Below are 18,646 nucleotides of genomic sequence, written 5' to 3'. Positions count from 1 at the left end.
GGGTGTTTACAATAAAACTTCTTTATTTCGGAGACGTACACATCCGAGGTACGAATCCACGAAACAGGAAAGACAGTTATCCAGAAGCACTAAAAGCAAAGTTAAGGGAAATTTTTGCTCTAGCAAAATACAAAAGTGTTACAGCGTTAATTTGTGCCGGAGATATTTTCGACCGTCCGGAGGTAACAAACGGAGTACTTCTAGAATTTGCAGAAGTGTTCAAAGAGAGTCCAGTTCCAATATACACAACAGCCGGGAATCATGACATTTATTCATACAACTTAGATACATACAACAGGACAAGCTTAAGAATATTAGAGCTTATTGTTCCTCAGCTGAATGTTATTAATGACCCTAATGAGAATATCTTCTTGATAGACGATAAGGACTCACAAAATGCTGTATCACTAAGTTTCATGCCGTACAATCACGAAATCGATAAAGACGGTTACGGTTATAGTCCAGGTAATCCGTATAAAGGATTCAAAATTCATACAGCACACGGAATGCTCTTAGACCATGACCCGAAAGTCTTTGACCGATACACGTATGTCGGAAGTGTAAAGACGAAAGCCGACCTCGTACTTTGTGGCCATGATCATGTAGGGTTTGGACGATATGATCGAGCAGACGGAAAGACATTCTTAAACTGCGGTGCAATCTGCAGACTTTCAGCAAGTGAGTCGGAGATTGAAAGGACTGTAGAGGTTGCTCTTATCAAGGTAGAAAACAACACCTTAAAGGACATTGAGTTAATACCTTTACAGTCTGCAAAAGCAGGAGATGAAGTACTCGACAGGAGCAAGATTGAAGCAGAACAAAAACGTGCATATGCCATGGAAGAGTTCTCTACATTAATTAAAGGATCAGGTGGAGAACAAGCATTAGTAGATGTAAATGCGATTGTCGAGGCAATTGCTGAAAAAGAAGGTTATAAACCAGAAGTAGTAAAGATTGCCCTGGATAAGATTGCTGAAGCTAGGGATGAGCTAAAAGTATGAGGCAAGGTGTCGTTCGTTTTAAATATCGAATTGTCATCCTAGGGATTTTTCAAAGTAGATTATTTGATAACTACCCTACGGAAGAACAGATGAAAGAATTTGTTTCATCTCGTTTCCCGACATTTCATGCAGAAGGTGAACCAGTCACCTGGCAAGTTGAAAAAATATTTTTCTTAGAAGATTAGGAGGAATTCAATTGCTAGAAAACGAGATTAAAAGTTTAATAGACGATCATGGAAAAGACAATGTATTAAAAGCCGCAGAGCAACTTCTCATTAAGAATCTGAATCGAAAAGTACCCGCAGGTTATGACAGTTTAGTGCAACCAGAAAAGATTGAGGACACGGTTGGCTATATTGAAAGTGCTCTTCAGGATGTAGCAGATGCTGGGAAAGCTGTAGAAGAAGCCTACGGAGAAAAACGTAATTTAGTTAGACAAATTGAGCAAGTTAAAACAGCTATTGAGTTAACAGAAGCAGAGGCGTTTATGCAACTTGATGGTAATCATGCAGTTGTAGATGGCAAGAAAGTAACTTTATCAAATGACAAACTACGTGATATGTACCGCAAGTACGTAAGTCGAGAGGGTAGAAGTACACTCGCAAATTTTGAATCAGAGCTTAAGGCTATCGAGATAGATATTTTTAAGGCGAAGGATCGTTGGGAAGAAGCGAAGCTCAGTGCAGATTTAATCAAATCACGCGCTAATGTGCAAGCTAGCTTACTTCAGTTCTTAAGATAGGAGTGCTGTAGTTGAATCCTAAACAACAAGCATTAAACAATAAGCAGCGAGAACGAAGACAACGTGGTCATGATTTCCAGGAAGAGATCCTTGAAAGCTTAAGATTTGTACCGAATGTCTGGACTATTCACATCAAAGACGGTCCAGGGGGGTCACGTCCAGCGGATAGAATCATTCTTACTGAAAAAATAAATATATTAGCTGAGTTGAAAAGAACAGAGGGACAAAGATTTTATCTTAGCTTTCTTCGGACAAATCAGCTACAAGGTTTGGTAGATTTTGACCAGGTAATTGAGAGAAATCTTGGTTTGGTGTTTGTAAGCTTCCACAACCCTAAAAAAACGTTAGATGAAACATACGTATTCCGACTCACAACAGCTCTGCAATATATGCAGCGTAAGGATCGGCTCTATATCGACTTAAAAGAGTTACAAGAGGGAGCTATTTCGACACTTTATCTACCAAGACAGAACGATATTTATGACCTTCAGGAGGTGAACAACTTACATTGCAAATCATTATAAGCAATAACATACGAATACAAGGTGCACCAACTCCTATAAAGGCAGTGATAACCAAAGCATTAACCTATAAAAACCCAGCTTATGAAAAGGCAAAACGAATGGGGAAACGCGCCTGGGGTATTCCACCAAACCTAGAGTTGTTTATCTATGATCGTGAGGATTTGGTCGTTCCGCGAGGGTACTTAAATGAGATTCTCCTTTTGATTAAAGGCTCAGAAACCAAGGTTATAAGGAAACAAACAGAAGGAAAAGAAGTAGACTTTGGTCTATGGAATGAATCTTTCATTCTACGAGATTACCAGAAACCAATGGTTAATATGTTACAGAATAACAATGGAATTGGAGTTGCTCCTGCAGGATCCGGAAAGACGGTTATGGGACTCCGTTACATCTTTGAAAAGGGAGTATCTGCAGTCTGGTTAACGCACACGGTTGACTTATTAAATCAAACAAAAAAGAATGCTGAGAAGCTCTTAACAGGTGTCGGGAAGATTGGTCAATTTGGTGGAGGAAAACAAGATTGGGGAGACGGGAAACTCATTGTTGCTACTGTTCAAACCTTACAGGCGAACCCTCACCTAATTGAGGCTATGAATGAATTTGTCGGAACTGTCGTAATTGATGAGGCACATCACTTCCCTAGTACTCAATTTGTTGATACAGCGGGGTTATTCAAAGCAAAGAACATGATTGGTTTAACGGCCACACCAAACAGAAAAGACGGTCTAGACATGTATATGTATCGCGGAGTTGGTCCATTGGTTCACCAAGTTAGTAGGGATAATTTGTATGACGAAGGTAGTTTAATTCTCCCGAAAGTTGAATTTGTTTATACGAACTTCGATTACGAGTATGCATCCGATAGAAATGCGATTGATAGCGTGGATGCTGGTGGGGATGATCTAGATTATTCCGAACTACTGCAGCGATTAATAGCAGATGAAGACCGCGCAATGTTAATAGCAAACAACATCGTAGAAAACATACATCTTGGTCCAGCAATAGTTATCGGTGAAAGTGTACGTTACTGCTATCTCTTAGAGTCACTATGCAGAATGATTTACCAAAATAAGTATAGTAAACCTTTTAAATCAGCTGTAGTACACGGAGGTATCACTCGAACTAAGTGGGTAACCAAACGTCCTCCGGAGGATTTGATTCTAGAGGAAAAGAAATCAGCTGCAGGAATGCGCTACAAAGTTGAAAATTACACCGAAGAAGAATTCAAAGCGTGGCAAGTATCAAAAAAGCAGCGTGAAGAGATTATGGAGAAAGCGAACAACAAAGAGATTGATGTTCTCTTTGCTACACAGCTCGCTCGAGAGGGACTCGACATGCCTCACCTAACGGTTGGTCACATGGTGATGCCTAAGCGTGGGGATGACGGTAAAAGTAAAAATGGATCTGCAGTAGAACAAGAGATTGGTCGTATCATGCGTCGGGATCCAAACAACCCTAATAAACAAGCTACGTGGTTCGACTATGTAGACCATAAAGTGGGTGTCCTTAACTCGCAATACTACAGTCGTAGGAAAGTATACAAGCGATTAGGGATTAAGTTAAAAGCCAAACCACGTAGGGATCAGGACGAGATTGCAGACTTCTTGTCCAAAACAAATCTATTTATCTAATAACTATGAAGAGGAGATACAAAATATGACTACTGAAAATCAAAACGTAAATGAAACGGTTGAAAATACAGAGGAAGTTAAACAAGAAGAAGTTAAGAACGAAGTAGCTACTACTCAAAAGAATGAAGTTGCTGCAACGAATAAGTCTTATATCACAGCAATTTTAGAAGAAACAAAGCAAGGTTTCCTGGAAGCGAACCAAGGTATGGACTTTGATTTTGTCCGTATGGGAGATTGGTTAACAGTTAACAAAAAAGGTAACTTCGTGGAGAAAGAAGATGAGGAAGTTTCATTCGGTGATTCCATTGACGTTGTTATCGGATATGGGGAACAACGTTGGTCTCTATGGGGAGCAGATGATACTCCAGAAGAAGGTCAATTGATCGTTGCTGAAGCAAAGCAAGAAGATGCGATAGAAGCACTAGCGGAGTACTTCAAATTGAATCCCGATGCGCAAGAACGTTATACCTATGACGATATTCGCTTACGTTATATGGCATCTGTCATTCCAGTTGATTCCTTAAAGCCGGATGACTTCCCACAGATTTACCTGTTGTCATTTAGTCCAACAGACACGATTCTATTCGGTAAATGGGCGATGCGTGTTTACCAAGGAAAATACAAGAGAGTCGGAATTCCACCACGTACTGCAGTAAACAATATCGTCACTCGTTTGAAGTCAGTTGAAAGAAAGTCTCGTACTAACGCTGCACAAAGTTGGTTAGGAATTGACTGTGAACCAGTAGGCGTATTCAACCCTGCAGACTATGGAATCGTAACCGAGTAACCGAGTAATAAGAATGTCAGGAGGCATCAAGTAGCATGGCCAAGCAAAAAGAAGAGTTAACAATAGCAGATTATAAATACGTAGATGCCTGGTATTCCAACGATAAGGGTAAGCCGATTCCATGGCGTAGGATTGAAACAACCAAAGTCAAAACGTTTCAACAAGAAGAGGCAATAAACTTTAACTGCTTCTCTACTGTTCAACGTTTTGCAAATCCAAAAAAAGTAAAGGGCGAGTCATTTATGGCTCCCCTATACTTTGACCTGGATTACGAACCGGACCCACAAGTAAGCCAGGCAGATGCAGTAAAACTGATTGATTTCTTTATGAACGAACTAGATTTAAAGGAATCAGACATTTGGGTGTACTTCTCCGGGAGCAAAGGATTTCACATTTTAATAAACTCAGAAGCTTTAGGGATTGTGCCTAGGAATGATCTACACAAAATATTCAAGCATATCGCTGGGTACCTTATTCACAGATTGGATCTAAAATCGTTAGACCTAGTTGTATATACCGAGAAACGCATGATTCGCCTTCCAAATAGCATTCATCATAAGACGAGACTTCATAAGATTGAGTTAAGTATTAGTGAGCTAAAAAACCAATCCTTAGAAGAAATTAAGGCATTAGCAGAACAACCTAGACGTGAGGATGAAGTGCTATTTTCAAATCAAGATCGGAAAAAAGAATCTAACTTACGACGAGAATCAGCTAAGTTCTTTCGACATAAACAGGAAGAATACCTGGAAGCTGCAGCAACTGTTAATCAGTACGAACAAGAGGAATTTAAGTTTCAAAAGGATAAACCACCTGCAGCAATTAAAGATTTGTTAGAAAACGGATGGTCATCTGAAGGTGGTCGTAACCAGGCAACCGTACAGCTTGCTTGTTATTACAAAGAAGCAGGATACAACAAACAAGAGACATTAGATGTACTAGAGGATTGGGTTGTTCAACACACTTCCGCAAGTAGTAATTATCAAAAACAACAACGAGTAGCGAATACACGAAGCGTGGTAGACGCTATTTTTTCTAAGGAAAATGAGTACCGATTTAGTACAGCTGCTATTCTGTCTGTTTTGAACAAGGAAAAACGAGCAGCGTATGCCATGGATCTCCTCAAGTATCAGAAAGACGAAGAAGACGAACATGAAATTGAGTCACTTCATTTGTCACAAACGGGAGAAGCAAAGTACACGAATAAGTTAGTCAAAACACGTGTCATGGTAGTCGGAAAACGTAGTTCGCCTTACATTGTTCCGCAACAAATTGAATACACCTGTTGGGGCTTAGACGCTTGTAAGAAGAAGGGATGTACGCTTCATCACATGCCGAATAGTTCATACATCAAAACATTAACGGTAAAAGATAGAGAGCTAATTCAAATGTCAGGTGTCGGTGATGACAACATCAAAGGGATCCTAAAAGACACAGTAAGCTTCATTCGGAAATGTAAGGGTTACAGCTACGAAGTGCTCGAGACAACAAACGTAGAGGAGTTACTCGTCATTCCAATGGCAGAAAACGAAGATTCAGAGGACGAACAAGAAGGTAGATACGTACTTAGACGGATATATTCAATTGGTGAAAGCAACTTAGAGGAAAATAAATATTACGAAATTACAGGCTATGTGGTCCCACATCCTAAGAATCAAGAAAGTACGTTGATGATTAAACAGGCAAAACCACTTCAAGACGTAGTGGAGAAGTTTGAATATACGGATGAAATCAAGGATCAGTTAACTGTATTTCAACCATCGGATTATAGTCCGGAAGCAATCAATGAAAAACTATCTGCTATCTGTGATGACCTCACTTACAACGTTACGAAAATCGTTGAGCGTGATGACACATTACTTGGTGCCTTATTGACATATCACAGTGTATTAAGATTCAAAGTTCCGTGGGCCAACGATCCAATTAGAGGGTGGCTCGAATTAAAAATCGTCGGAGATACGGGTACTGGTAAAAGTGAGCTTTTAGAAAACCTACAGAAGTTTGCAGGTCTAGGTAATCGAGTGAATGCAGAATCAACTTCTCGTACAGGATTAACGTACAAGATGGAGCAGTCGGGAACAGGAGGCGCTTGGTACATTGTTTGGGGCGCTTGGCCATTAGCAGATAAAGAGCTGATTTGGATTGATGAGGATACAGGAATTACGAAAGAAGAATACGGAGAAATGACTCTTGCTCGAAGTGATGGACGATTGGAAGTAAAACGAGCAGTAACAGCTGAGACACCATGCAGAGTACGTGCTATTCTTTCCGGAAACGTTCCAAAAGGTAAACGTATCGCAGACTATTCCCAAGGGGTAGAAAGCTTAAAAGACATTTTTAACAACGAAGATATTCGTCGATTTGACTTCGCTATCTTTATGCGAGCTGCAGATGTAGATCCGGAACTGTACAACCGAGAATTATCAACGTTCCCATCCATCGTGGATAGCGAAGCACTTAAAAATAATATCTTATTCGCTTGGAGTAGAAAACCGGAAGATGTTCTTTTCACAGATGACGCATTACAAGAGATTCTTTCTGTATCAACATCACTCAGTAAGATTTATGGAAAAGCGAATGACATTCCACTCGTAAGTCCGAGTGATCAACGTAACAAAGTAGCACGACTTGCAGTTTCTCTTGCAGCTCTAACACATTCGATTGACGAGTCCGGGGAACGTATCAGAGTTTTACCAGGACATGTGACTTATATCTATGAATATCTAAAAGCGTTATACAACGCGCCTGGTTGTGGGTTGAATTACTATTCTCGACTTGCGATTAAAGAAGAGGATATGACACAAGAACGCTACGAACGAATTACTACTGACTTGAAAAAGGTAGACACATTGAAAGGCGAAAATAAGTTCTTCGAGTTTATCAAACTGTTCGCTCAACAACGTTATTTAAGACTGAGTGATATTGAAGCAATGTTGTCTATTGAAAAGGACGAAGCGAAGGCTATAATCAATCAGCTTACACGAATGAGGATGATTATAAATACATCTGGCGGTTATAGAAAGACCCCTAGATTTAACGCTTATATAGCGTTTGCTATGCAACAAGGTGTGTTTGATGAGTTAGAAGATGATGACTATTACTAATCTGGTAGGTGTTATGTATGAGTGAAGAGATATATAAACCTGTAGTCCCTAAATGGGTTGCTGAAATCTTAGAAAGAGATAAATTACGCAGACAAAATCAATACAGTGGACCATTGTGTAGTGGACAAACACGAAAAGATTGGGGTGAATGGAAGCGCAGGTATTCTAGAAAATATAAATACGCCAGACTGAATGGTTGGATTGTAGAAGATGAATAAGAAGGAGGTCAAAGAATGTGGATACCAAAAAGAAAATCATTCATGGGAATGAAATCTTAGAACTTTCCTTTGAGGAAGTTTTTCATAAATATAACCGATTGATGCATAAGAAGATTCAGTCATGGGCCAACACTTACGAGTATGATGATCTATTTCAGACAGTCTCTATCGCATTGTGGAAGGCATATCAAGATTACGATTTAAGCCATGGCAAGACACCATTCCTTGGAATGGCCACCAAATATATGGACATGGAGATTCTAAGTTTCCATAACAAATTTAAATCGAAATACAACAGACATACTTCTCAAATAAAAGAGATTACTAGTTTAAATAGACAGCTAGATGAAGATGATGAACTAATTAGTTTTATCGATAGCAACAGCTCTATTTCAGAAGAGGCTATGAAAAGAATCTTAGTTCGTGAAGTGTTAGATCAACTACCGGAACATAAATCAGAAATGCTAACAGCGTATTTAAATGGATTCACTCAAACAGAAATAGCTGCAAAGAAGCGTATCTCTAGTGCTAGTGTTTGGTACCAAATTAATTCAATCTTTAAAAAGTGTAGGGAGGTTTACGCATGAGAAATACACTAGAGGATCTAAATAATCATTTATTTGCACAACTTGAACGATTAAATGACGAGGATTTGGAAGGTGAAAAGCTAGAAGAAGAGATTGACAGGGCAAGGGCAGTATCTCAAGTTGCTTCCAAAATAATAGAAAATGGTGCACTAGTTCTTGATGCGGTAAAACTACGTGAAGACCCTATGAATGCTGACACGAAAGTGCCTAGACTACTTACGGGTGAAAAATGATAAAAGAAATACATGAATTTATCTGTGAGGTAGCACCAGGAAAATACAATGACGAGATTGCTCAACTAGTCAATAAGAAGTTTGGTACTAGTTACACAGCTGAATATATTAGGTCTTATAAATCTAGGCACAAGATAAAAAGCAATGTTCCAAAGAGAAGAGTTAAGGATGACGAAGGGTTATTCACGAAGGAACAAAAAGAATTTATTCAGAAGCATGTCAAAGGATTACGCAACCAGGAACTAGCTGACTTAGTTAATGAGAAGTTTAACTTATCTATCACTGCATTGCAGATGAAAAACTGGAAGAGAAATCATGGTTTATCCAGTGGATTAAAAGGTTCAGAAGGATTGACTCCACCTAATAAAGGAACGAAAGGGCTGCACAATGTCGGAGGTAATAAAACGTCGTTTAAAAAAGGACAAAAGCCCGCTAATTATAAACCAGTTGGATCAGAACGTGTTGATAATGATGGCTATTTATTAGTGAAGGTTCAAGAAGATGGTCCTTGGAATAAACGATGGAGACATAAACACAAGATCCTTTGGGAGGAAGTAAATGGTCCTGTACCACGAGGTTATAAACTTATTTTTGCAGATGGAAACAAGGAGAACATTACACTCGAAAATCTAATTCTAGTATCTAACAGGCAACTACTAACGATGAATAGAAATAGTTTAATTCAAGGTGATGCGGAATTAACAAAGACAGGAATAGTCATAGCTGATCTGATGAATAAAATTACCGACAGGAAAAGAAAGTAGGGGAGTAAATGAGGTTAAGTAACATGTTTGGGACAAGTCGTCCACTCGCACGAGCTCCTAAAAAATCAGAATCTAAGAAAGAGAAACCAGCTGCAAAGCAAGAGACTACTAGAAATGTAGCTAATGTACTAGCTGAAAAACCGAAGCCAGGTGAATTCAATATTGATTGGGGCAAGGTCCCTACACAACAGGCGAAGAATTATAGAGCGGTTCTGCAGCTAGAAGAATTAGAAGAATATCTCAAGAAATGCCAGGAAACGGGTTACTGTTCTTTTGACTGGGAGACTGCTCCTAGTGAAGAAACGAGAGCTTATTATGAACGTAAATTGGAAGAATTAGAGGGTGCTATTTCTTGGTTTAAAAGAGAACTTGAATGGTTCGATGATAAGGATTTAAAAAAGCTAACTGAAGAAGAAAAAATCACGTACAAAAAACAAACAGCTTTTCTAAAAAAATATGAGAAAGAATACAAGGAATTAAAGGAAGAATTCCTTAGAACACCACTTGACCCTTGGAAAGGCGAAATTTGTACCGTGTCCTTCTCAGCTGAACCACATGAGGCGATTGTCGTACCAATTAGTCACAAAGAAGGTAAGAATATCGCCTCTCATCTAACCAGATATGAGGCACGTGAGGCAGTTTTAGACTTGATGGATAAATACATCTTAACAAACAAAGACATGCTTAAAATCGCTGTAAACCTTGCCTTTGAGACGAAGTACGCAGCAAAGTATGAGCGGTACATTTTAGGACCTGTAGCAGATCCACTCATGATGTGGGTACGTTGTATGCAAATCATAGCACCAGGACGACTTAAAAATCCACATAAGCCCGCAAGTGGTTGGGGCTTAAAACCTGCTACAAAACGAATATTTGGAGTCACTATGCAAGACTTTAGTAAATTGCTAGAAGAAAAAGGCGTCAACTTCTTTGATGAGATAGACGCTTCATCTAAAGAAGGACTTGTCTACTCTGCAGAGGATGCGGATTATGGCCTGCAGCATTACTTGTACTGGAAACCAATAGCAGAACAAATTCCTGGTTATGATAAATGGTTACATCATGTGGAAATGCCGTTTATGAGGGCAATAGGAATTATGGAATATTGGGGTATGCGCTGGAACAAAGACTTGGCCAAACAGAAGTATGAAGAGGCAATTCAAGCGCAGGCAAACGCGGCAGATGAGATAAAACGAATCATTAAAGAAGCTACTGGAATTGATGTGAATCCAGGTAAAACAGGAAAGACGAATGACGTTAAGAACGTTCTCTTTAACAAGATGAAGTTACCAACAGCAGGTATGGGTAAGACGGGCCCATCCCTGGACAAGGAAGCATTAATTGATATTAAGTTTATGCTCGAGAACAAGCTTTTAGACTTATCAGAAGAAAAATACTTGAATGTTAAATTACCCGAAAATTGGCAAGAGATCGATGAAGAAAATGATCCTCATTTGTCAAAAGAAGAACGTGGCGCTATTCGAATTAAGAAACGTGAAGATCACCCCTATAAAGAAGCTGGGATAAAACTTCTTGAGCAAATGGGATTGATTCAAAAATATACGACACTTGTTAGTTCACACATCGTCGGTCGTGAAAAGTATCTGAATTCTGTCAGTCAACGAATTCATTCGGGATACAGCACATTTACGGACACAGGAAGATGTAACAGTTTTAGTCCGAACGCTCAGAATGTTCCACGACCGGATAAGGACACACTTAAAATAAGGAGGTTTTATCAGGCAAGTCCTGGCAAGGTTTTGTTTTTGATAGATTTCGCAGGATTTGAATTACGGATTCTATCGTGGAGATCAAAAGACGAGACCATGATTGAATTGTTCAATACGGGCGGTGACATGCACAAACGTACAGCTGTCACGTTAACAGGTAAAGAGCCTAACGATGTGACCAAAGAAGAGCGACGAAACGCAAAAGCAGGTAACTTTGGTATCACATACATGGGAACTGAACATAGTCTCCAAACAACGTTTAAAGTTGACTACGGAATTCGCAAAACGTTGGACGAGTGTGCAGAAGTAGTACGAGCTGTTAAAGAAACGTATCCAGGTATCTCGAGATATCAACGTGAGATTGTACTAGAAGCTAGGGAAAAAGGCTACGCAGAGACGATTTACGGCTATAAACGATTGTTGCCAGAGATAAATGGACCTAATCGTTACGAACGTCAAAAGGACGAAAGACGTGCAGGAAATACACCTATTCAAGGCAGCGCAGCGGATATCATGAAACGAAGTCAGAGTCTTGTCTATGACCAAATTGGTTGGGGGACGTACTACAAACGGAACGGAATTTCTGTCGATGGTGATTTTCAACTAATTGCACACGGATCCGTGGACATGATTGCACAGATTCATGATGAGATTATTTTTGAAATGGATGACGACCCAGAATTAGTACTTAAGGCTCGTGACGTTATTAAAAATATCATGCAACAGCCACCCATTAAAAACTTTCCTGTCCCAATTATTGCGGAAGAAAGTGTTGGATACACCTGGGGCGACAAGATGGATATCGAGGATTGGCTAAAAGAACGTGAACAACGAGAACAACGAGAACAACGAGAACAACGAGAACAACGAGAGGAGCAGTAAGCGTGAGTGAAGAACAGGTAGCCTATAGTTCAAAAGCAATTAAAGAAGTAGCAGTAGATATAGCAATCGCAGATCATGTTATTGCAGACGTAAAGGATGAACTAGTACGACAAAGAAGTTTGTATGGTGTACAACGTCATTCGAACCATGGGTGGCTTCCTATTTTAGGTGAAGAGTTTGGAGAAGTATGCCAAGCATTACAAGTCGGTAGTGAGGCCTATAAGAATTCTGATGCAGATGATATTGAAAAAGAGTTAATCCAAACAGCTGCAGTTGCTATTAGTTGGGTAGCTTCTATTCGTAGCAAGCGTAGAGGGGGTAACTCTGATGCCAAAGGGAATTAGTATTGACTCACCGATTCGAATGTCTATCATTCACGCTTCCATGACACCCAAGGGTAAGTATAAGCATTTACCTGGAAAGCCTGTAGGCGTGATTGCAGTAAAACCCAAAGACTTACAGGACGAGGAAGCAGAGTACAATCCATTAATGTTGTACTTCTGTGTAAATCCGTACAGAACAGATTTAGAAGTGGTTTTGGAACAAGGTAAGAAAAAGGGTAGTCTATCAAACTACCAACAATCACTCTATGAATCTTGTTTTAAAAATTGGTAGTTAGATAGGAGTAGATTATGAATTTTATAGCATTATTAATCAGCTTGTTGCCTCTATGTGTAGGCTACGATGGGGCAGACATCTCCTTGTACGAAGAAGTCTACATGGAAGCTGAAGAAACAAAAGTCAGTTCCCAAGTAGTTCAGAATGATACCTATTTAGGAGAGTTTACTATCACAGCTTATACAGCAGGGGTTGAGAGCACTGGGAAACACCCCGGACATCCCGATTATGGCAAAACAGCGTCTGGGACTTACGTAGAAGAAGGTAGAACGATTGCTGCAGATTGGGACGTTCTCCCTTCTGGTACAAAAGTCAAAATTGAAGGGCTAGAAGGTACATACATCGTAGAAGATCGTGGCGGAGCAATTACAGGGATGAAACTTGATATTTATATGGAGAGTCTATCAGATGCTACTGCATGGGGTAGGCAAGAACGTGCAGTTTGGATTATAGAGGAGGAATAAAGATGGCTCAAATTAAATTAATTGATGAAAACACAGACCTATCTAAATTAAAGAACCCAGTTGGTTGGGATCTAGAAATAAAAGGTGTACCTTATGATGTTTATCGTGTAGATGGTTACATCCATACCATTGGCGGTAAGTTCGGAGAGAATTGTTACTGGGCTTGTCCCGCAGGTGCAAATCCTAGTTACTACAATCTAATAGAGTTTAATGGAGATGCACCAACATGGGGAGTCATATTCGATAGAGTTAATTACACTAAAAACAAGTGGGGTGAAAAGTCTGTCGAAGCAAATGGAAATTGTTGGATTACGCGTAACGGTAAGAATTTCTATCGGGTTCCAGCAAGATACCTAGATTATGGACTAGCTAAAGCACAATACCTTCTAGTTAAACTTTTAGAAGAATGCCCTCTATGGCTTGCAGAACGAAAATGGAAAGAAAATGCTATCGGACGAAAAATTTGGTACCAAAATCAACCAGCTAAAATAACACGGATAAATGATGAGAATGAGCTATGGGTAGTTCCTGACGGTATAGACCGTTTTATAGCCCCTGCTCACTGGAATGGAATTATGGGGTGGGATTCTTATTCTGAGGGTTTATATGTTGATCTATTGTCGGAAGATATTTACTGGTTCAGAGACTAAACGGGAGGTGGAAGCATGATACCTAAAACGTTACTAATAGGAAATATTCCTTATGAAATAAAAGTTGTAAAAGGATGGATTGAAGAAAATCGAACAGAAATTCTTCAAGGCCAAATTCGGTATGATGAACAGCTAATCGAAGTATCTGGCAAATTAAGTGAAGAAAAATTGATCAAGGTACTTATACATGAAATAACTCACGGAATCCTTGAAGAATATGGAATGGTGAAACACAACAAAGAGGACTTCGTCGATCGATTAAGTGCTGCTTTATACGATTTTCTCACTCGAAACAATCTAAGCTTCTTGCAGCCTGAAAATAATGCACACGAAACGCAAAACAGCTCTACATCTAGTAAGCTAATAAAACTACTCGCAACAGAACCTAAAGAAGCTGTTTACCAACAAGTTCCTTTGTCATCTGCGCCAATAAGTGAATCAGACGATAGGAAAAAGGAGGAAAAGGCACCATCAAGGCCAAGGCGTTTACCATTACTTAGTTCAGGTGGTACTACTTCCTTCCCAATCAGAGATATAGCAAAAGTAAGTCAGGATGAACCAGACCATTGGAGAACAGGCATCAAGGTTATTGATGGTGAAAAACACTATAAAACAAGATATCAATGTCCGGAGTGTGGTAACAAAGGAACACGATATCTACCAGAGGATTATCAATACGTTATATGTCATTCGTGCGACGAAGAGATTCAGAAGATTCCCGCAACAAAAGAAGGATTTCCACATCGAGACAGCTGGGGAAACTATTTTGTTACGGCGGGGGTGAACACGAATGAACGAGACTAAAATTTGTATCGAGTGCGGAAAACGATCTGCTCGGCACTGGAGAAGTAGTTTCTGTGAAGATTGTTTTCGGGATATCTTGAAAGACGAACTTCAAAAGGAATCTAGCAAAGATGAAAGGTAGTGAAGCCCTCCTGCGGGCCATAGCGTCTGCAGGAGGGGGGATACCTGCGGTGCAGATAGAGAACTGGTTAGGTCAACTAGTAAATGCACAGTTGCTAGAACAAGAATCTCGTGATGATGACAACATCTTTTATTACAAGCTAACAGAACCAGCAAAAGAATTCCTCCGGAGGAAAGGGGTAGACATTTGATTACGTATAACGATTTTATGAAGCACGCAGCAGTTGTTACGAAGAATGCGTCCGAACAACGACCTGTTTTAAAAGGGATTAAGCATTATGAAGATGGTCGACTCGCAGTAACAGACAGTCACCGGTTGTATATTGCAAATGGAGTACACAGTAGAACAGACGGAGCAGTTCTTAATCCAACAGGAAAATTAGTAGAAGGACGTTATCCGGAAGTGGATAGACTGCTTCCATACAATGAACCGAAACAGGAAATACGAATGAACGTAAAAGACCTGTATAAAATAGCAGATATTATGTATTCAATAGGAAAACTGGTAACCAAAATTCCACTTATCGATTTAACAGAAGATGTTATCTTGTTTGATTCTAATGAGGTTCAAATCGCAATAAAACAGGACATAAAATTCGAGGTTCCACTCTTACTAAATGCAAAGTACCTATTCGACGCTGTGAAGTTATTTCAAGCTGCAGATTGTGAAACTATCACTTTAAAAATCTACTCAGGTGTACGTCCTATTTTACTAGAAGGTGCAAACTTGCAAGTTATCATTCTACCAGTTAGGAGGTATTAATCATGTTAACCATCATCAGAGGTAGTTTACCAGAATTACGAAAAGAAATGGATCATTATAAGAAACAACAGCAAGATAACGTTCGCTTTGTGAAAAAAGAATATAAGGGGAACTCGGTTCTGTCTAAGAAGGTAGCAGAAGCTGAGAAACTTGTAGAAAAGTATTCATTCACCAAATGTACTCCCGTTCGAATTGATCATATCGTGATTAATTACAAACTTTATACGGCTTTCATCAAAAAGCTAAAGCGTGCACATTATACAGAAAAGCTAGTTGATTGGAAACTAGTAATTTCATACAAGGACGGGCCAGCTACAGGTAAATTAGAACTATTTGATATATCAACAGCCTATACCAAGCTTCAACACATCCCTACCGCTGTGTTCGAGGAAGTGAGCCGATGAAAGAGATTGAAGAATCCTTAATACATGTTCGAAATATCTTTGTCGATTGTCCAAAGCGATATGGCTTAACTAATGACTATTTAACAAAGATTAACAATGAAATTCAAGATATCATGCACGTAATTGAGTTAGGGACTTTGGATGCTGTAGCTAGGGTGAAAATGGTGAACGAACTAAAAATCCTCCGGAAGAAGAGACGGGAACTCAAAAACGAGCTTGAGATATTAGAGATTGTAAAAGAGTTTATTAATCAACCAAAACCGAATGAAAAAACAATCAGTAAGATACTCGGAAGTGTCCGTTCGAGAATCGAATTACAGGGTAAAAGGACCTATCGGATGAGAGAACGGCCAGACCTACAGCATTATATCAAGTAAAGGAGTATATCTAATGGGAGTTATTATCACAGTTTTTACTTTTTTAAGTGTCCTATTTATTGCGTCAATCGGAGCGTATGTTCAAGTTTATAACATGAAAAGGAAGGATGTTGAAAATGAGTAATTTAGTAAATTGGGCTGAAAAGGAATTAAATCGTTTAGTTGAAAATGGGGATGAAATGCAGCTCGAAATTAACAAAGACATTCTCGAGATTGTAAAAGTATTTTCCGAGCAAGGTCATAGCGGATTCAGTGCTAGTTACGCATTAAATCTTATCAAAAGATTATTAGATTGGAAGCCGATTACTCCATTAACAGGTGAAGATGACGAATGGGGAGAATCTTACGGAAGTGACAATACTCAGCAAAACAAACGTTGCTACGCAGTTTTTAGAGAGAACTTTGACAACTCTACTGCTCACTACTTGTATGGAAAGGTATTTTCGGATGACGGAGGCGAGACATGGTATTCCAGCCGAGAAAGTAATGTTCCTGTCACTTTCCCTTATGTGGTACCAGATAAACCTGAGTACATTATTTTAAACAACAAAGAAAGTGAACAACATGAATGACACTAATCTAGAACAGAAACTCTATCATGTTCAATTTCTGTTAAAACAAGATCATTTACCAGCTGCAGAACGATTAGAGCTAATCGAAATGGTAGTAAACGAGTATGACTATCAATCGAATAACAGAACACGAATAGCTGAAGTGGAAGTCGTGAAGCACAGAAAAGGGGTACCATCAGTACTGATGGTAGATGGAAAACGTTATGTTTATGATCCGCAAGGAAAGTGAGGTTATGAGGCATGAACACAATCACACTCCATGATAAAACGCTAGCGAATATCTTTACCGAACTAGGACGAAGCAAATTCAATCTGTCGAATCGTTGGCGCTGTACACAATTTACTTTTGTCGGAAGTAAGGTCGAATATACCATGCAAAAACGCAATAGACGCGGTAACTGGGGACAAAACACTATTGTTGGGTACGTCGATATGGAAACAACAGAAGGTGATCTAGTTGAACATTTATATTACACCTGAGCAATATGATATAGCCGCTAAAAACGGAATCCCTCGGGAGAGAGTAAACGGTCGTGTACGCAAGGAAAAGTGGCCAATCGAAAGAGCAATTACGGAACCCATAAGGAATTATGATAGTAAGTGGGTTAGACAAGCAGAGGAAAACGGAATCCCTGCAGGTTTATTCTATAAACGAGTTAGCTTGGGTTGGAGCAAAGAACGTGCTTCGACCCAAAAGATTCGTAGAAAACGGGATAAGGTGGAATATGCATTATATAAGGGTGACGAACTTCTTTTTGTCGGAACAGCCATAGAGTGTGCAGCATTTTTAGATGTCCGAGTTAGTACGATTCACAAGTATGCATCCGAAGAACGACTTTCACGAATTGACCAGGGAAAAAGCATGTACGCTGTTGCAATAGAGGGGTGAGACTGTGAAAGTATCGGAACTAAATCTAGTAGAAAATCACGTAATAGAACAGCTGCATAAAGAAGGGTACATGGAAACAGAAGGTAAGTCGGAACAAGAATTAAAGCAAACGTTAGCTAAAATACGAGCAATGAAAGTCAAAATTGAAAGTGATTCAAATCATTACTTTTAGGGGATGAGGTAGTGGGTAAAAAGACACAAGAGAAAACATGCTGTGATCGTTGTGGGAAGGATAAGGCTCGTCTAGTTAAAGATATATATTTGTGTGTCGAATGTCAGAATGATCTTTGTGCTTGGTGAGGCTATGAGACAAAGTGCAATAAGAAAGGTGAGGAATTTTAATGCCGATTGAAAAATATTTAAAAATGAGAGAAAGAGGTAAGTCAATTGAAGAAATTCAAAGTGAAAACCACTTAAGTGAAGGCACAGTCTACACTTTGGAGTTAGGTTATCAATGCTATCTTAAAAAAATACCACTTGATAAAGCTATTAAGGTTATTCAAGGAGCTTAATGAACAGTTCAGGTAAACATGGAAGGATATAAGCTATTCTCTTTCCCAGACACCCTAGCAATGGTATCTGAATTTGGTCTCTCAAACACAACAGTAACAATTAGTAGGTTTAATTTGATAGCTTTTACCCATTTAAGTAGATTTTTCATCATACCAGCTCCCTTCTTAACTATTTTTGCTAGGGTGTGAGCCTGAGTAGCCCTTGGGAGCGGGGCCTGGGATAAAGAATAACTACAAATAATTATAACACAATTTAGAATTTCTAGGGAG

General features: G+C 39.3%; 28 protein-coding genes. 27 read left to right on the top strand and 1 reads right to left on the bottom strand.

Annotated features, from left to right (window positions below; genetic code table 11):
• The first annotated feature begins 2 nt into the window (after positions 1 to 2).
• From AAIB49_RS02705 to AAIB49_RS02575, 27 genes are all read left to right on the top strand, one after another.
• Positions 3 to 1,001 carry a metallophosphoesterase family protein gene (locus AAIB49_RS02705; protein WP_343457154.1) on the top strand — a complete coding sequence of 333 codons (999 nt, stop codon included), beginning with the start codon at positions 3 to 5 and terminating at the stop codon, positions 999 to 1,001.
• The gene (locus AAIB49_RS02700) at positions 998 to 1,186 is read left to right on the top strand and encodes a hypothetical protein (RefSeq protein WP_343457153.1); all 189 of its coding nucleotides are present in this window, start codon (positions 998 to 1,000) and stop codon (positions 1,184 to 1,186) included. Before AAIB49_RS02705 ends, AAIB49_RS02700 begins: the two co-directional genes overlap by 4 nt.
• Before the next feature lie 11 nt (positions 1,187 to 1,197).
• Entirely contained in the window at positions 1,198 to 1,743 is a 546-nt protein-coding gene (locus tag AAIB49_RS02695) for a hypothetical protein (protein WP_343457152.1), read from the top strand.
• A gap of 11 nt (positions 1,744 to 1,754) precedes the next feature.
• Positions 1,755 to 2,267 (top strand): hypothetical protein, encoded by a 513-nt coding sequence (locus AAIB49_RS02690; protein ID WP_343457151.1) that lies wholly within the window; start codon positions 1,755 to 1,757, stop codon positions 2,265 to 2,267.
• Between the two features lie 98 nt (positions 2,268 to 2,365).
• Positions 2,366 to 3,898 (top strand): DEAD/DEAH box helicase, encoded by a 1,533-nt coding sequence (locus tag AAIB49_RS02685; protein WP_343457211.1) that lies wholly within the window; start codon positions 2,366 to 2,368, stop codon positions 3,896 to 3,898.
• 25 nt (positions 3,899 to 3,923) lie between these two features.
• The gene (locus AAIB49_RS02680; protein ID WP_343457150.1) at positions 3,924 to 4,685 is read left to right on the top strand and encodes a hypothetical protein; all 762 of its coding nucleotides are present in this window, start codon (positions 3,924 to 3,926) and stop codon (positions 4,683 to 4,685) included.
• A 35-nt stretch (positions 4,686 to 4,720) separates the two neighbouring features.
• Positions 4,721 to 7,789: a DNA primase small subunit domain-containing protein gene (locus tag AAIB49_RS02675; protein ID WP_343457149.1), complete on the top strand. Its 3,069-nt coding sequence runs from the start codon at positions 4,721 to 4,723 to the stop codon at positions 7,787 to 7,789.
• Between the two features lie 17 nt (positions 7,790 to 7,806).
• Positions 7,807 to 8,007, top strand: coding sequence for a hypothetical protein (locus tag AAIB49_RS02670; RefSeq protein ID WP_343457148.1), 201 nt, complete (start codon positions 7,807 to 7,809; stop codon positions 8,005 to 8,007).
• A 17-nt stretch (positions 8,008 to 8,024) separates the two neighbouring features.
• Complete coding sequence (locus AAIB49_RS02665) at positions 8,025 to 8,594, top strand: sigma-70 family RNA polymerase sigma factor (RefSeq protein WP_343457146.1); 570 nt, start codon at positions 8,025 to 8,027, stop codon at positions 8,592 to 8,594.
• Positions 8,591 to 8,827, top strand: a complete 237-nt coding sequence (locus tag AAIB49_RS02660) for a hypothetical protein (RefSeq protein ID WP_343457145.1) — start codon at positions 8,591 to 8,593, stop codon at positions 8,825 to 8,827. Before AAIB49_RS02665 ends, AAIB49_RS02660 begins: the two co-directional genes overlap by 4 nt.
• On the top strand, positions 8,824 to 9,591 hold the full coding sequence (locus tag AAIB49_RS02655) for an HNH endonuclease signature motif containing protein (protein ID WP_343457144.1): 768 nt from the start codon (positions 8,824 to 8,826) through the stop codon (positions 9,589 to 9,591). The genes AAIB49_RS02660 and AAIB49_RS02655 overlap by 4 nt, the downstream gene beginning before the upstream one ends.
• An 8-nt stretch (positions 9,592 to 9,599) precedes the next feature.
• A complete protein-coding gene (locus AAIB49_RS02650) occupies positions 9,600 to 12,203 on the top strand; it encodes a bifunctional 3'-5' exonuclease/DNA polymerase (protein ID WP_343457143.1) in 2,604 nt (867 codons plus the stop codon).
• Positions 12,204 to 12,205: 2 nt separating this feature from the next.
• The gene (locus AAIB49_RS02645) at positions 12,206 to 12,547 is read left to right on the top strand and encodes a MazG-like family protein (RefSeq protein WP_343457142.1); all 342 of its coding nucleotides are present in this window, start codon (positions 12,206 to 12,208) and stop codon (positions 12,545 to 12,547) included.
• Positions 12,531 to 12,818, top strand: a complete 288-nt coding sequence (locus AAIB49_RS02640; protein ID WP_343457141.1) for a hypothetical protein — start codon at positions 12,531 to 12,533, stop codon at positions 12,816 to 12,818. Before AAIB49_RS02645 ends, AAIB49_RS02640 begins: the two co-directional genes overlap by 17 nt.
• A 17-nt stretch (positions 12,819 to 12,835) precedes the next feature.
• On the top strand, positions 12,836 to 13,285 hold the full coding sequence (locus tag AAIB49_RS02635; RefSeq protein WP_343457140.1) for a 3D domain-containing protein: 450 nt from the start codon (positions 12,836 to 12,838) through the stop codon (positions 13,283 to 13,285).
• A 2-nt stretch (positions 13,286 to 13,287) separates the two neighbouring features.
• Positions 13,288 to 13,935, top strand: a complete 648-nt coding sequence (locus AAIB49_RS02630; RefSeq protein ID WP_343457139.1) for a hypothetical protein — start codon at positions 13,288 to 13,290, stop codon at positions 13,933 to 13,935.
• 15 nt (positions 13,936 to 13,950) lie between these two features.
• Positions 13,951 to 14,739 carry a putative metallopeptidase gene (locus AAIB49_RS02625; RefSeq protein WP_343457138.1) on the top strand — a complete coding sequence of 263 codons (789 nt, stop codon included), beginning with the start codon at positions 13,951 to 13,953 and terminating at the stop codon, positions 14,737 to 14,739.
• Positions 14,740 to 14,909: 170 nt separating this feature from the next.
• The gene (locus AAIB49_RS02620) at positions 14,910 to 15,050 is read left to right on the top strand and encodes a hypothetical protein (protein WP_343457137.1); all 141 of its coding nucleotides are present in this window, start codon (positions 14,910 to 14,912) and stop codon (positions 15,048 to 15,050) included.
• Complete coding sequence (locus tag AAIB49_RS02615; RefSeq protein WP_343457136.1) at positions 15,047 to 15,622, top strand: hypothetical protein; 576 nt, start codon at positions 15,047 to 15,049, stop codon at positions 15,620 to 15,622. Before AAIB49_RS02620 ends, AAIB49_RS02615 begins: the two co-directional genes overlap by 4 nt.
• A gap of 2 nt (positions 15,623 to 15,624) precedes the next feature.
• Positions 15,625 to 16,026 carry a hypothetical protein gene (locus AAIB49_RS02610; RefSeq protein ID WP_343457135.1) on the top strand — a complete coding sequence of 134 codons (402 nt, stop codon included), beginning with the start codon at positions 15,625 to 15,627 and terminating at the stop codon, positions 16,024 to 16,026.
• A complete protein-coding gene (locus AAIB49_RS02605; protein ID WP_343457133.1) occupies positions 16,023 to 16,403 on the top strand; it encodes a hypothetical protein in 381 nt (126 codons plus the stop codon). The genes AAIB49_RS02610 and AAIB49_RS02605 overlap by 4 nt, the downstream gene beginning before the upstream one ends.
• 116 nt (positions 16,404 to 16,519) lie before the next feature.
• Positions 16,520 to 16,975 (top strand): hypothetical protein, encoded by a 456-nt coding sequence (locus AAIB49_RS02600; RefSeq protein ID WP_343457132.1) that lies wholly within the window; start codon positions 16,520 to 16,522, stop codon positions 16,973 to 16,975.
• Positions 16,968 to 17,204 carry a hypothetical protein gene (locus AAIB49_RS02595; protein ID WP_343457131.1) on the top strand — a complete coding sequence of 79 codons (237 nt, stop codon included), beginning with the start codon at positions 16,968 to 16,970 and terminating at the stop codon, positions 17,202 to 17,204. Before AAIB49_RS02600 ends, AAIB49_RS02595 begins: the two co-directional genes overlap by 8 nt.
• A gap of 11 nt (positions 17,205 to 17,215) precedes the next feature.
• The gene (locus AAIB49_RS02590) at positions 17,216 to 17,455 is read left to right on the top strand and encodes a hypothetical protein (protein WP_343457129.1); all 240 of its coding nucleotides are present in this window, start codon (positions 17,216 to 17,218) and stop codon (positions 17,453 to 17,455) included.
• Entirely contained in the window at positions 17,433 to 17,864 is a 432-nt protein-coding gene (locus AAIB49_RS02585) for a hypothetical protein (RefSeq protein ID WP_343457127.1), read from the top strand. Before AAIB49_RS02590 ends, AAIB49_RS02585 begins: the two co-directional genes overlap by 23 nt.
• A gap of 4 nt (positions 17,865 to 17,868) precedes the next feature.
• Entirely contained in the window at positions 17,869 to 18,036 is a 168-nt protein-coding gene (locus tag AAIB49_RS02580) for a hypothetical protein (RefSeq protein WP_343457126.1), read from the top strand.
• Between the two features lie 169 nt (positions 18,037 to 18,205).
• On the top strand, positions 18,206 to 18,376 hold the full coding sequence (locus AAIB49_RS02575) for a hypothetical protein (RefSeq protein ID WP_343457125.1): 171 nt from the start codon (positions 18,206 to 18,208) through the stop codon (positions 18,374 to 18,376).
• An 8-nt stretch (positions 18,377 to 18,384) separates the two neighbouring features.
• Here the strand turns inward: AAIB49_RS02575 and AAIB49_RS02570 are convergent, their stop codons facing one another.
• Positions 18,385 to 18,528, bottom strand: a complete 144-nt coding sequence (locus tag AAIB49_RS02570) for a hypothetical protein (protein ID WP_343457124.1) — start codon at positions 18,526 to 18,528, stop codon at positions 18,385 to 18,387.
• Positions 18,529 to 18,646 lie beyond the last annotated feature (118 nt).

Origin of the sequence: Ornithinibacillus proteolyticus (assembly GCF_039581225.1) — a bacterium.
Lineage (GTDB): Bacteria > Bacillota > Bacilli > Bacillales > Amphibacillaceae > Ornithinibacillus > Ornithinibacillus massiliensis.
This window is presented reverse-complemented; position numbering and strand designations above follow the sequence as displayed.